This is a genomic window from Actinomycetospora cinnamomea (assembly GCF_003096675.1).
GTDB lineage: Bacteria > Actinomycetota > Actinomycetes > Mycobacteriales > Pseudonocardiaceae > Actinomycetospora > Actinomycetospora cinnamomea.
Map to the genome: position 1 here is coordinate 83,954 of NZ_QEKW01000010.1, position 13,502 is coordinate 97,455.

A 13,502-nucleotide genomic window follows, 5' to 3' on the forward strand; every position below is an offset into this window, starting at 1 on the left:
CGACCCCGGACACGAGAACGCCCCGGGGTCCGTGGACTCCGGGGCGGCGTGGGTCGGGCGCGGCGGGCGCGTCAGTCGTCCACGGGCACCGGGGTCCGGTACCCGTAGAAAAATCGAACGGCCTGCACGTGCACGCAGGTCATCATGCCACCGCCCTCGCGTGCGGCCAACCGCCCGAGCGTGTGTGGCCCCGAGCGCCTGCGGGCCGCTCGGTGTCGGAGGGCCCCGGTAGCGTGGGACGACGATGAGCACCGGTCCCGCCACCCGCCCCCTCGAGCCCGACACCCCGTCGGGCCCGCCGGCGCGCTCGGCGGCGTCCGCCCTCTCCCGTCGTCTCGCCGCGGCGGCCGCCGGGGGTGGTGACGCCGGGGCCGGGGCGGCGGTGCGCCGGGCGGCCGAGCGCCCGGATCCGGAGCACGACCCCCTGCTCGAGGGCATGAACCCGCCGCAGCGCGAGGCCGTGGTGCACACGGGGTCGCCGCTGCTCATCGTGGCGGGCGCCGGGTCGGGCAAGACCCGGGTGCTCACCCACCGCATCGCCTGGCAGATGCGTCACCAGGGCGTGGGGCCGGGCCAGGTCATGGCCATCACGTTCACCAACAAGGCCGCGGCCGAGATGCGGGAGCGGGTGGCCGCGCTGGTCGGGCGGCGGGCCAACGCGATGTGGGTCTCGACGTTCCACTCGATGTGCGTGCGCATCCTGCGTCGCGAGTACCGCCACCTGGACCTGAGCTCGACGTTCTCGATCTACGACGCCGACGACTCGCGGCGGCTCGTCGCGTCGGTGGCCCGGGGGCTCGACCTCGACGCCAAGAAGTACTCGCCCCGCGGGCTGCTGGCGCGCATCTCGGCGTGGAAGAACGAGCTGGTCCCGCCGGTGGAGGCCGCCGACGCCGCCACCACCGAGGCCGAGAAGCGCACGGCCGAGGTCTACACCGTCTACCAACAGCGGCTGCAGCAGTCGAACTCGCTCGACTTCGACGACCTCATCGGCCGCACCGTCGACCTGCTGACCCGCTTCCCCGACGTCGCCGAGTACTACCGGCGCCGGTTCCGGCACATCCTCGTCGACGAGTACCAGGACACCAACCACGCGCAGTACATGCTGGTCCGGGCCCTGGCGGCGGGCAGCGAGGACGGCGCGGTGCCGCCCGCCGAGCTGTGCGTCGTCGGCGACGCCGACCAGTCGATCTACGCCTTCCGCGGCGCCACCATCCGCAACATCGTGGAGTTCGAGCGCGACTACCCCGAGGCGCGCACGATCCTGCTCGAGCAGAACTACCGCTCCACCCAGCGCATCCTCACCGCGGCCAACGCCGTCATCAGCCGCAACCCGGACCGTCGCGACAAGCGGCTGTGGACCGACGCGGGCGACGGAGAGCTGGTGGTCGGCTACGTCGCCGACAACGAGCACGACGAGGCCGCGTTCGTGGCCCAGGAGATCGACCGGCTCGTCGACGCGGGGGAGTACCGGTTCGGCGAGGTCGCGGTGTTCTACCGGACCAACGGCCAGTCGCGGGTCTTCGAGGACGTCTTCATCCGCCTCGGGCTGCCCTACAAGATCGTCGGTGGGGTGCGGTTCTACGAGCGCCGCGAGGTCCGCGACGCGCTGGCGTACCTCAAGGTGCTGTCCAACCCCGAGGACACGGTGTCGCTGCGCCGCATCCTCAACGTGCCCAAGCGCGGTATCGGCGACCGCGCCGAGACGGTGGTCGCCGACGCCGCCGACCGCGATCGCACCACCTTCGCCGCCGCGCTGCGCCGCGCGGCCGCAGGCGAGGTCCACGGCCTGGCCACGCGCTCGCAGCGCAACATCGCCGACTTCGTCGAGATGCTCGACGGGCTGGCCGAGCTCGTGGTGGGCGGGGCGCCGGTGGACGAGGTGCTCGAGGCGATCCTCGAGCGTTCGGGCTACCGCGCCGAGCTCGAGGGCTCGGAGGATCCCCAGGAGCAGTCCCGCCTGGAGAACCTCCAGGAGCTCGTCAGCGTGGCCCGCGAGTTCGTCCAGGACGCCCGCAACGCGGAGGGCCTGGACGAGGACACGATCGTCGCGGAGCGGACCGAGGAGCAGGCCGCGAACCAGGACCCGGCCCAGGACGAGGACGGACCGGCCCCCGGCTCGCTGGAGGCATTCCTCGAGCGGGTCTCGCTGGTCGCCGACGCCGACTCGATCCCCGACGGCGGGGACGGCGTGGTGACGCTGATGACGCTGCACACCGCCAAGGGCCTGGAGTTCCCGGTCGTGTTCGCGACGGGCTGGGAGGACGGCGTCTTCCCGCACTCGCGGGCGCTGGCCGACCCCGCTGAGCTCAGCGAGGAGCGCCGGCTCGCCTACGTCGGCATCACCCGCGCCCAGCAGCGCCTCTACCTGTCGCGCGCGGTGATGCGGTCGGCGTTCGGCCAGCCGCAGGCCAATCCGCCGTCACGCTTCCTCGACGAGGTCCCCGCCGACGTGTGGGACTGGCGGCGCCTCGAGCCCAGCGCGGAACGCTCGTCCCCGGTCGGGCGCACGCGCTTCGGCGCCGGGCGCTGGGCGAGCCCGGGCACCGACATCAGCGGGCGCCCCTCCCGCCCGTCGCCGATGCGCCCGGACTGGAAGGAGGCGCCGACGATCTCCCTCGACGTCGGCGACCGCGTCAGCCACGACAAGTACGGCCTCGGCACCGTCACCTCGGTCGACGGCGTGGGCTCGCGGGCCACGGCGACCATCGACTTCGGCTCCTCGGGCACCGTGCGGCTCATGCTCATCGGCGGCGTGCCGCTCACCAAGCTGTAGCACCGGCCGCGGGCCTCCCGGAGGGAACGCCTCCCGGGAGCGAGGGGCACGTTCCGCAGCCCGGGCGGCGTTCGAGCATGCTCGACGTGCCCCTCGGACACGACGAGGGCCCCGGAGCGCGTGGCTCCGGGGCCCTGGCCGTCCTGCGGGGAGCGGACTAGTCCTGTCGGGACCCCAGCGAGATGCCGCGCTCGGCGAGCCACGGCAGCGGGTTGATCTTGTTCTCGCCGTTCTCCCACACCTCGAAGTGCAGGTGCGGGCCGGTCGACCGGCCGCGGTTGCCGATCTCGGCGATCTCCTCGCCGGCGCGGACCTGCTGGCCCTCGCGGACGTAGGAGCGGTTGACGTGCCCGTAGACGTTGATCGTCCCGTCCTCGAGCTGGACCTTGACCCACATGCCGAAGCCGCTGGCCGGCCCGGACTCGATCACGGTGCCGTCGCCGACCGAGACGATCGGGGTGCCGATCGGGCCGGCGATGTCGATGCCGCGGTGCGAGCTGCCCCACCGGGCGCCGAAGCCCGAGGTGAAGCGGCCCTCGGCGGGCTTGACGAAGTCGGGTCGTGCGGCCTCGGCGGCGGCGCGGGCCTGGGCGGCGGCGCGCTCGGCCGCCTTGTTCAGCGCGCCGACCTGGCCGGCGCGCTCCTCGGACGACGCGGAGGACGACGCGTCCGAGGAAGCCGTGGAGGACGTGGGGCCGGCCCCCGCGGGCGCGGTGACCGGCAGGACGCCGGAGGTGGCCGCGTCGAGTCCGGACGCCGGGCCCGCGCCGGCGGCACCGGAGGTCGCGTCGGCGGTGGAGCTGTGGTCGGACGCGAGCGCGAGCTCGGCCGTGGTGGGCGCGTCGCCGAGGGCGTCGAGCCCGGCGAGGCTGTGCCCCGCCGTGGCGAGCGCGCCGGCGGCCACGGCGGCCACGGCGAGCCGGCCGCGCAGGGCGGAGGGACCACCGGTCTGGCGCCCGGTCGGGGGTGCCGGGCGGCGCTCACCCCGTACGTCGCGGCGCTGGGGGGCGCGGCGGGGGTCGCGCGGGTCGTGCCGCGGGTCCGGCGGGCGCTGCGGGGCCCGAGGGGCCTGCGTGCCCTGCCGCTCGACGGGGTGGCCGCCGGTGGGGGGCTCCTCGGGGCGCGGGGGCCGGGGGCCGGGCGGGGTGGGCGCGGGACCGGGGCGTACCCCGATCGGACGGGCGGGCACCGGGCCCGGGGCGTGCCCGGGACGGCTGACCAGGCCCGCGGCGTCGCCCCCGCGGCGCCCACCGCGGGCGCCGAGCCCGGGCAGACCGCCGGCGAGGCCGCCGAGGTCGGGGAAGCGCGGCGCCGACGGTCCGCCCGCGAGGGCGGGGGTGAGACCGAAGGAGCCGAAGAGGGGCGCGGACGGCGGGCGGGGGGAGCTGTGACTCGCCAAGACCATCCTTCCCGCTGATCGGGGTCGGTCGCGCCGGCGCGGGCCGGGGAAGCCCTGACGGAACGTTCGGGGTCGTTCCGTATGCCGTTCGTGACCTGACCGTGATGAGGACGGCGAGAAGGTAGCCACGCGCTCACGCTGCGGGCAAACGACACGAGTCCCCTGAGTCGGTCGCTACGCCGTGCGTGCGGGCGTACGCGCCGAGCGGTCGTCACCGGGTCGGGTGACGCGGCCCGGTCCGCGCGGCCGCGGGCACGCCGCTCGTCGCGGCGTCCCGGGCGGGGCCGTCGTCAGCCGGCGAGTGCGCGGTCCCGGGCGCCCTCGGGCACGCAGCGGGCGAGCAGCCGCGTCACCAGGTGGACGACGTCCGGATCGATGGTCATCGACAGGTGCCCGACGTGCTCGAGCACGACCTCGGAGACGTCCAGGTCCGGGTGCTCGAGGCGCGCGGCGGACTGCGGGATGATCAGCTGGTCCTGCTTGCTCCACACCGCGACGACGTGCGTGCGGCACCCGGGCGCCGGCTCGTCGAGCTCGCGGATCAGGTCGGAGCCCGGGCAGAGCTGCTGGGGCACCCGGGTCGGCGGCAGGAAGTGCGCGATGAGGCTGCCGCGGTGCGGCGTGCCGAGGGTGACGAGCGTGTCGACCCGCGCGTCGCCCCCGAGGCGCTGGACGTAGTAGCGGGCCATCAGCCCGCCGAGCGAGTGCCCGACGATGTGGACCTTGTCGGACCCCGTGCTGGCGCAGATGCGCTCGACGTGGTGGCCGATCTCGCGGGCGGCGACCCGGATGTCGCCGGTGAAGGCGGTGAGGACGCTGAAGTTCACCGCGTGCACGACGCCGAACCCGCGCCGGCGCAGGGCCCGGGCGAGCAGGGTGAAGATCGAGCGGTTGTCGACGATGCCGTGCACCAGCAGCACCGGCGTCGTCGAGGCGTCCATGTCCGAGACCACGAGGCTGCGCTGCGAGGGGCTCAGCGCGGCCGTGCGGTGGTGGACGAACGTGCCCGCCGGGCGCAGGACCTCGTCGACCAGACCCCAGGGGTAGAGCGAGAGGTGCACGGCCGTGTAGGCGATCTCGACGGCCAGCCCGCGGACGCCCGCCGGGACGCCGACCTGGCGCGCGGCGTACAGGGCCCCGCGCCACAGGGCGCCGGCGATGACGCCGAGGGAGCTCTCCGTGCGTGCGGGGGCGTGCGGCGCGTCCGGCTCCGCTGCCGGGACCACGGGTCCGACTCCGCGCCGCTGCGAGTCCCTCGACATGACGCCCGTCACGTCCATGGGGTGGACGTTAGGCGTTGTTCACACCGGTGTCCGCCGGGTGTCGGGTCCAGACCGATCAAGATCGGGTGGCGGGGCCCGGCCGGAGCACGCCTGGAACGATCCAGCACCTCGCGACCCGGGCACCCTGTGTCCTGGGTCGCCCCCGTACCCACGACCAGGGCCGTCCCGCGTGGATAGGGTCGCCGCGCATCCGTCGAGACGTGGCGCCACGGGCGCCGCGCGACCTCGCCCGGACACCGCCGCGCGGCGGCGCCGGCGAGTTGGTGAGGAGAGTTCACGAGTGGACCTGTACGAGTACCAGGCGAAGGACGTCTTCGCCGCCCACGGGGTGCCGGTGCTGCCCGGTCGCACCGTCGACACCGCCGCGGAGGCCGAGCGCGCCGCGCAGGAGATCGGCACGGCGGTGGTGGTCAAGGCGCAGGTGAAGACGGGCGGGCGCGGCAAGGCGGGCGGCGTCAAGCTCGCGAAGGACCCGGCCGAGGCCAAGGAGAAGGCCGAGGCGATCCTCGGGCTGGACATCAAGGGCCACGTCGTGCACCGGGTCCTGGTCACCGAGGCCAGCGACATCGCCGAGGAGTACTACTTCTCCTTCCTGCTCGACCGGTCCAACCGCACGTTCCTCGCGATGTGCTCGGCCGAGGGCGGCATGGAGATCGAGGAGCTCGCGGTCGAGCGGCCCGAGGCGCTGGCGCGGGTGCCGATCGACCCGATCGCCGGCGTCGACCGCGCGAAGGCCGACGAGATCGTGAAGCAGGGCAAGCTGCCCGCGGAGATCGCCGACGAGGCCGCGCAGGTGATCGTCAAGCTCTGGGAGACGTTCGTCGGCGAGGACGCGACGCTGGTCGAGGTCAACCCGCTGGTGCGCGACCCGCAGGACCGGGTCATCGCGCTCGACGGCAAGGTCACCCTCGACGACAACGCCGACTTCCGGCACGCCGAGCACGCCCAGCTGGTCGACGAGCGGACCGCCAACCCGCTCGAGGCCAAGGCCAAGGAGAAGGGCCTCAACTACGTCAAGCTCGAGGGCGGCCAGGTCGGCATCATCGGCAACGGCGCGGGCCTGGTCATGTCGACCCTCGACGTCGTCGCCTACGCCGGCGAGGCGCACGGCGGCATGAAGCCCGCCAACTTCCTCGACATCGGCGGCGGCGCCTCGGCCGAGGTGATGGCGGCCGGGATGGACGTCATCCTCGGTGACGACGACGTCAAGAGCGTCTTCGTCAACGTCTTCGGCGGCATCACCGCGTGCGACGCGGTGGCCAACGGCATCGTCGAGGCGCTGGGGATCCTGGGCGACGACGCGACCAAGCCGCTCGTCGTCCGCCTGGACGGCAACAACGTCGACGAGGGCCGCCGGATCCTCGCCGAGGCGAACCACCCGCTGGTCACGGTGGTGGACACGATGGACGACGCGGCCGCGAAGGCCGCCGAGCTGGCTGCGAGGGCCTGACATGTCGATCTTCCTCGACGAGAACAGCAAGGTCATCGTCCAGGGGCTGACCGGCTCCGAGGGCATGAAGCACGCCACGAAGATGATGGCGTCCGGCACGAACATCGTGGGCGGCGTCAACGCCCGCAAGGCGGGCACGTCGGTGGAGATCTCGGGCTCGACGGTGCCGGTGTACGGCGGCGTCGAGGAGGCGATGAAGGAGACCGGGGCGAACGTCTCGGTGCTCTTCGTGCCTCCGAAGTTTGCCAAGGACGCCGCGGTCGAGGCCATCGACGCCGGCATCGGGCTCGCCGTCGTGATCACCGAGGGCATCCCGGTGCACGACTCGGCCTGGTTCTGGGCGCACGCCTGCGCCAACGGCAACCGCACGCGGATCATCGGCCCCAACTGCCCGGGCATCATCAGCCCCGGCAAGTCGAACGCCGGCATCATCCCCGCCAACATCACGGGCCCCGGGAGGATGGGCCTGGTCTCCAAGTCGGGGACGCTGACCTACCAGATGATGTACGAGCTGCGGGACATCGGCTTCTCCACCGCGATCGGCATCGGCGGCGACCCCGTCATCGGCACCACGCACATCGACGCGCTCGAGGCGTTCGAGGCCGACCCGGAGACCGAGGCCATCGTCATGATCGGCGAGATCGGCGGCGACGCCGAGGAGCGTGCCGCCGACTTCGTGAAGGCCAACGTGACCAAGCCCGTGGTGGGCTACGTTGCGGGGTTCACGGCCCCCGAGGGCAAGACGATGGGCCACGCCGGCGCCATCGTCTCCGGCTCCGCGGGGACCGCACAGGCCAAGAAGGAGGCGCTCGAGGCCGCGGGGGTCAAGGTCGGCAAGACGCCGACCGAGACCGCCGACCTCGCCCGCTCGCTCGTCTCGCGGGGCTGACCGGCCACCCGGCCGCCCCACCGCCGACGCCGCCGTCCCGGGAGGACACCTCATGAGCTCACCACCTCCGGGCCCGCCCGCGGGCCCGTCCGGACAGCAGGGGTCCGGGCCCGGCGGATGGGGCCCGCAGGGAGGCTCGCCCTACGGCGGGTCCTCCTGGGCCGGCGCGGGTCAGCAGGGCCCGCAGGGTCAGCAGCCCTACGGCGCCCCGGGCCAGGGGGGCCAGGGCGGCGTGCCCGGCGGCCCGGGCGCTCCGGGCCACGGCGGCCAGGGGTACGGGCAGGGATACGGGCAGGGCCAGGGGTACGGCCAGGCGTACGGCCAGGGCCAGGGGTACGGCCAGGGCTACGGCGCCGCCCAGGGCGGGCCGGCCCACCCCGGCTCGGGCGGCTTCCCGCAGGCGACCACGACGATGGCCACCTCCACGCCCTCGGCGGCGGAGACCGGCGGCGGCGCGACCGGTCCGTCGCGGCCCGGCGGGCCCGGCGCGTCCGGGGCCGAGCGCGGGGTCGCGCTCGCCGCGGGCGTGCTCGCGCTGCTCGCCTACGTCATGACCTTCTTCGGGTCGGCGGAGCCCTCGGGCGTCGCCTCGGACCTCAGCGCCGCCTTCGGTTCGCTCTTCTACATGCCGCTCGTGCTCGCCGGCGGCCTCCTCACGGCGGCGTCGCTGCTGCCGGGCACCACCCGGACGCTGGTGCCCGGCGCGGTCGTCGGCGTCACCGGGGCCCTCGCCATGTTGCCGCTGCTCGCGTACGCCGACGGCCTGCTCGTCGTGCAGGTCGTGCTCGCGGTGCTGGCGGCCGTCGCCGCGGTCGTCGCCGTCCTGTTCGCGGCGGGTGTGGTCGGCGCGCCGGCCGGCCGCTCCGGGTTCCCGGGCGCCGGCGTCACCGGCGGTGCGGCGGCGGGCGGGCCGTGGGGCGGCGCCCCGACCGGCCCGCCCTCGGGCGCGCAGCCCGCGCCGGGTGGCGGCCAGCACGGTTACGGCGCCGCGGGGCAGCACTCCGGGCCCGGCTCCGGCCAGTTCGCCGCGCCCCGCGGTCCGGGCGGGCCGGGGGGCCAGGCCGGTCAGGCCGGTCAGGCCGGTCAGGGCGGACAGGCCGGTCCCTACGGGGGCCCGCCGTCCGGCGCCCACGGCGGCTACGGCAGCGCGGCGGCCACCACGCAAGTCGTGCCCGGCGCGACGGCGGCCGGTGGATCCGGGTCGCGCGGCGAGGCCGGCGAGGGCGGGCGCGACCGCGACGAGGCCGGTGCGGCGAGCACCACCGTCTCCCCGACGGCCGCGCCGAGCGGCTCCCCCTCCGGCGCTGCGGGCTTCGGCACGTTCGGCACCGGGGACGACCCCGGGTCCGGCTCCTCGACGCAGGGCTCGTCGGGTGCGGGGTCGGACACCCCGCCCCAGGGCTCGCCGCGGGCGGGCTCGACCCCCGGCTACGGCACGCCGGGCCCCGGGTGGGGCGCGCCCTCGTCCGGCCCGGGCGCGTCGTCGTCCGTGTCGTCCTCCGGTGACCCGGCGCCCTCGAACGGCCCGATCGCGCCCCCGCCGCCCGGGGAGCGCCGGGGCGCCCACGAGTCCGGCGAGGACCCGGGGCGCCCGCAGACCTCGTCGTCCGACGAGCGCCACAGCGAGTGGGGCTCCCCGCCCCGCTGAGCGGGTCGCCGGGCCACGCGGCGTGGCGGCCCGGGAGCACCGCCGCCGCCTGACAGGCTCGGGTCGTGACGGTGCCGACCAGCGAGACCTCTCGGCGTGCCCGTCGCGGTGACACCGCGCCGGCGCCGGCCGGGTCGCCGGCCTGGGTGCCGGTGCTCGCAAGGGTGGCGCTGCTGCCGCCCGCGGTCTGCTACGCGATCGCGGTGGTGCTGGCCGGCGTGGTCGCGGCGCTCGCGTCCGGAACGACGCCGGGAGGGGAGCCGGGGCTCGGGCAGGCGCTCGCGGTCGGTGTGCCGCTCTGGCTGGTCGCCCACCTCGTGCCCCTCCAGGTCACCGGCGCGCCGCTCGGCGTGCTGCCGCTGGCCCCCGCGATGGCGCTGTCGGTGCTGATCGCGGGCACCGCGCGCGGCGCCGTCCGTCGTCTGGGCCGTCCCGCCGACGCGCGGGGACCGCTGCACGGCGTCCTCGTGCCCGTCGTGGCCACTGCGGCCGCCGCCCACGCCGTGATCGGGGTGTTGGCCGCGGCGCTGCTGACCCCCGAGGCCGTGGTCGACGCCTCGCCCGGGCTCGCCGGTGTCGTCTGCGGCCTGCTCGGTGGGCTCGCCGCCCTCGCCGGGGCCGCCCGGCCCTGCGGCCTGGCCCTCGTCCCGCGCCGCCTGCCCGCCTGGGCCCGGCACGGCCTGCGCGGTGCCGGTCTCGCGGCCACGGCGCTGCTGACCGCCGGGGCGGGTCTGCTGCTCGCGGCCCTGCTGGCCGACGGGGCCGCGGTGCGCGCCGTGTTCGCCGACGTCGCGCCCGAGGCCGGCAGCGGTGCGGGGCTGGCGCTGGTCTGCGTCGCCTACCTGCCGAACGCGGTGGTCGCGGCCGCCGCCTGGCTGATCGGCCCGGGGGTGTCGATCGGGCTCGCCGCGGCGACCCCGACCGGGATCAGCTCGGGCCTGCTGCCCCCGATCCCGCTGGCCGCGCTGCTGCCCCAGAGCCCGCCACCGACCTGGGCGGGGCTCGCCTTCGCGGTGCCGCTCGCCGTCGGGAGCGCCGTGGGCTGGCGCCTCGCGCCGACCGCCCGCGACGCGGCCACCCGCATCCGGGCGACCGTCACGGCCGCCGTCGGCGCGGGCGCCCTCCTGGGGCTCGCGGCGGCGCTGTCGGGCGGGCGGCTCGGCGCGGGCCCGTTCGACCCCGTGACCGTCCCGGCCCTGCCGGTGGCCCTGGCGGTGCTCGGCTGGGTGCTCGTCCCCGGCCTCGTCGTCGCCCTGCTCGCGGTGCCCCTGGGCACGCCCACCACGCGCGGACGGCCGCGCCGCCCGTCCACCCCGGTCGCCGCCACGCAGGCGGCGCGCGACGAGCCCGGGAACGCCGGAGAGGACGCCGCCGAGGCCGCCCGCGCTCAACCCGGGCCCGCGCCGGACAGGGCAGGCGGGCCGGACGCGACGGACGGGCCGGAGGCGACGGACGACGTCGAGGCCGCGGATGCGACGTCCGGGGCCGACGACAGCGCCGGGGACGCGCCCGCCCGACCGCGCGCCTCCACCCGCTCCCCCCGCCGCGGCGCCGGCGCGTCGCGCACCCGGAGACGCCGCAGCGGTCGCGGAGCGTGACGCCCACGACCGGGGGCGGCGCCGGTCGGAGCAGGCCCCTAACCTGGTGCCGACATCCGCGGCGGCCCGGGAGCAGCGCTGACCACCACCGAGCAGCACCGCTTGCGACTGCCGTCGCCCGCCCGCGTCACCGTCCTCGCGTCGGGCTCGGGCAGCCTGCTGCAGGCGCTGCTCGACGCGGGGGACGACGCGGAGCACCCGGCGCGCGTCGTCGCGGTCGTCTCCGACCGCGCGGGCGTCGGCGCGCTGGACCGGGCGACGGCCGCGGGCGTGCCCACCGCCGTCGTCCGCCCCGGCGACCACCCCGACCGCGTCGCCTGGGACGAGGCCCTGGCCGCCACCGTCGCGGGGACCGAGCCGGACCTCGTGGTCTCCGCCGGCTTCGCCCGCCTGCTCGGCCCGGCGTTCCTCGCCGCCTTCGGCGGGCGGACGATCAACACCCATCCCGCCCTGCTGCCCGCGTTCCCGGGCGCGCAACCGGTCCGCGACACCGTGGCCTACGGCGTGAAGGTCACCGGCGCGACCGTTCACCTGGTCGACGCGGGCGTGGACACGGGCCCGGTCCTGGCCCAGGAAGCCGTCACCGTCGATCCCGACGACACCGAGGACACCCTGCACGAGCGCATCAAGGTGGTGGAGCGACGGGTCCTCGTCGAGACCGTCGCGGCGCTGGTCCGCCACGGCGCCACCGTCACCGGACGAGGAGTGAGAATCCCGTGACCGCCACCGAACCGCAGGTCGCCGCCCTCGCCGAGGGCCGGCGCCCGCTCCGCCGCGCCCTGGTCAGCGTGTTCGACAAGGCCGGCCTGCTGGACCTGGCCACCGGGCTGCACGCGGCCGGCGTCGAGATCGTCTCCACCGGCTCCACCGCGGGGCGCATCGCCGACGCCGGCGTCCCGGTCACGCGGGTGGAGGAGGTCACGGGGTTCCCCGAGTGCCTCGACGGGCGCGTCAAGACGCTGCACCCGCGGGTGCACGCCGGCCTGCTCGCCGACACGCGCCTGCCGACGCACACCCAGGCGCTCGAGTCGCTCGACATCGCGCCCTTCGACCTGCTGGTGGTCAACCTCTACCCGTTCACCGCCACCGTGGCCTCCGGCGCGTCGCCCGACGACTGCGTCGAGCAGATCGACATCGGCGGCCCGGCGATGATCCGCGCGGCGGCGAAGAACCACGAGTCGGTCGCCGTCGTCACCGACCCGACGCGCTACCCGTGGCTGCTCGAGCAGGCGCAGGAGGGCGGGGTCGTGCTCGCGGACCGGCGCCTGCTGGCCGCCGAGGCGTTCCGGCACACCGCGTCCTACGACGTCGCGGTGGCCTCGTGGATGGGCAACGTGCTGACCTCGGACGCCGAGCCGGGCTCACCGTTCCCGGGCTGGGTCGGCACCACGGCCCGGCGCCGGGAGGTGCTGCGCTACGGCGAGAACCCGCACCAGGCCGCCGCGCTCTACGGCGACCCGGAGGACGCCACCGGGATCGCCGGCGCCACGCAGCTGCACGGCAAGGAGATGTCGTACAACAACTACGTCGACACCGACGCGGCCTGGCGCGCGGCCCACGACCACGACGGGGTCTGCGTGGCCATCATCAAGCACGCCAACCCGTGCGGGATCGCGGTGGCGACCGGTGACGAGCCCGGTGACGACCCCGCTGACGACCCCGCTGACGACGTGGTCGCCGCGGTGCACCGCAAGGCCCACGCCTGCGACCCGACCAGCGCGTTCGGCGGCGTGATCGCGTCGAACACCGAGGTCAGCACGGCCATGGCCGAGACGGTTTCGGAGATCTTCACCGAGGTCATCGTCGCCCCGTCGTACGCCGAGGGCGCCGTGGACGTCCTCGCGCGGAAGAAGAACATCCGGGTGCTCACCGCGACCTGGGCGCCCGCGGCGGCCGAGCTGCGCCCGATCTCCGGGGGCCTGCTGCTCCAGCAGCGCGACGCCGTCGACGCACCCGGCGACGACCCCGCCCACTGGACCCTGGCCTGCGGCGACCCCGCCTCGAGCGAGCAGCTCGCCGACCTCGCCTTCGCCTGGCGGGCCTGCCGGGCGGTCAAGTCCAACGCCATCCTGCTCGCCCACGGCGGCGCGACGATCGGCGTGGGCATGGGCCAGGTCAACCGGGTCGACGCCGCGAAGCTGGCCGTGGCCCGCGGCGGCGACCGCGTGGCCGGCTCCGTGGCCGCGTCCGACGCGTTCTTCCCGTTCCCGGACGGGTTCGAGGTGCTCGCCGACGCCGGCGTCGCCGCGGTCGTCCAGCCCGGCGGGTCGGTGCGTGACGAGCAGGTGATCGAGGCCGCGCAGCGGGCGGGCGTGACGATGTACCTCACCGGGACGCGCCACTTTGCGCATTAGCGCTCGTGCGCGCTTGCCCGCGCCCTGACACGGGAAAGCGCTCACACCCTCACGCGCCCGGCGCCACGTCCACCCGGCGTTGCCGCAGCCACGCCCCGGCGCGGG

Annotated in this window: 9 protein-coding genes; 7 read left to right on the forward strand and 2 right to left on the reverse strand. The window is 76.0% G+C overall.

Going from position 1 to position 13,502, the window contains the following annotated elements:
* The first annotated feature begins 436 nt into the window (after positions 1-436).
* Positions 437-2,776 carry a DNA helicase PcrA gene (gene pcrA / locus C8D89_RS18550; RefSeq protein ID WP_243418240.1) on the forward strand — a complete coding sequence of 780 codons (2,340 nt, stop codon included), beginning with the start codon at positions 437-439 and terminating at the stop codon, positions 2,774-2,776.
* Between the two features lie 157 nt (positions 2,777-2,933).
* On the opposite strand, the gene C8D89_RS18555 is transcribed toward pcrA, so the two are convergent.
* Entirely contained in the window at positions 2,934-4,175 is a 1,242-nt protein-coding gene (locus C8D89_RS18555) for a M23 family metallopeptidase (protein ID WP_243418223.1), read from the reverse strand.
* A 290-nt stretch (positions 4,176-4,465) separates the two neighbouring features.
* Complete coding sequence (locus C8D89_RS18560) at positions 4,466-5,401, reverse strand: esterase/lipase family protein (RefSeq protein WP_243418224.1); 936 nt, start codon at positions 5,399-5,401, stop codon at positions 4,466-4,468.
* Between the two features lie 337 nt (positions 5,402-5,738).
* On the opposite strand from C8D89_RS18560, the gene sucC reads away from it, so the two are divergent.
* From sucC to purH, 6 genes are all read left to right on the forward strand, one after another.
* Positions 5,739-6,908 (forward strand): ADP-forming succinate--CoA ligase subunit beta, encoded by a 1,170-nt coding sequence (gene sucC, locus C8D89_RS18565; protein ID WP_116709611.1) that lies wholly within the window; start codon positions 5,739-5,741, stop codon positions 6,906-6,908.
* A gap of 1 nt (position 6,909) precedes the next feature.
* Positions 6,910-7,797 (forward strand): succinate--CoA ligase subunit alpha, encoded by an 888-nt coding sequence (gene sucD / locus C8D89_RS18570; RefSeq protein WP_116709612.1) that lies wholly within the window; start codon positions 6,910-6,912, stop codon positions 7,795-7,797.
* Between the two features lie 52 nt (positions 7,798-7,849).
* Positions 7,850-9,445: a DUF5336 domain-containing protein gene (locus tag C8D89_RS18575; protein WP_133251964.1), complete on the forward strand. Its 1,596-nt coding sequence runs from the start codon at positions 7,850-7,852 to the stop codon at positions 9,443-9,445.
* A 65-nt stretch (positions 9,446-9,510) separates the two neighbouring features.
* The gene (locus tag C8D89_RS18580) at positions 9,511-11,043 is read left to right on the forward strand and encodes a cell division protein PerM (protein WP_116709614.1); all 1,533 of its coding nucleotides are present in this window, start codon (positions 9,511-9,513) and stop codon (positions 11,041-11,043) included.
* A 102-nt stretch (positions 11,044-11,145) separates the two neighbouring features.
* A complete protein-coding gene (gene purN / locus C8D89_RS18585) occupies positions 11,146-11,763 on the forward strand; it encodes a phosphoribosylglycinamide formyltransferase (protein WP_116709615.1) in 618 nt (205 codons plus the stop codon).
* On the forward strand, positions 11,760-13,397 hold the full coding sequence (gene purH / locus C8D89_RS18590; RefSeq protein ID WP_116709616.1) for a bifunctional phosphoribosylaminoimidazolecarboxamide formyltransferase/IMP cyclohydrolase: 1,638 nt from the start codon (positions 11,760-11,762) through the stop codon (positions 13,395-13,397). Before purN ends, purH begins: the two co-directional genes overlap by 4 nt.
* The last annotated feature ends 105 nt before the right edge of the window (positions 13,398-13,502 follow it).

Coding starts and splice junctions, on each gene's coding strand:
- pcrA (WP_243418240.1), top strand. CDS start 437: ATGAACCCGCCGCAGCGCGAGGCCGTGGTGCACACGGGGTCGCCGCTG.
- C8D89_RS18575 (WP_133251964.1), top strand. CDS start 7,850: ATGAGCTCACCACCTCCGGGCCCGCCCGCGGGCCCGTCCGGACAGCAG.
- sucD (WP_116709612.1), top strand. CDS start 6,910: ATGTCGATCTTCCTCGACGAGAACAGCAAGGTCATCGTCCAGGGGCTG.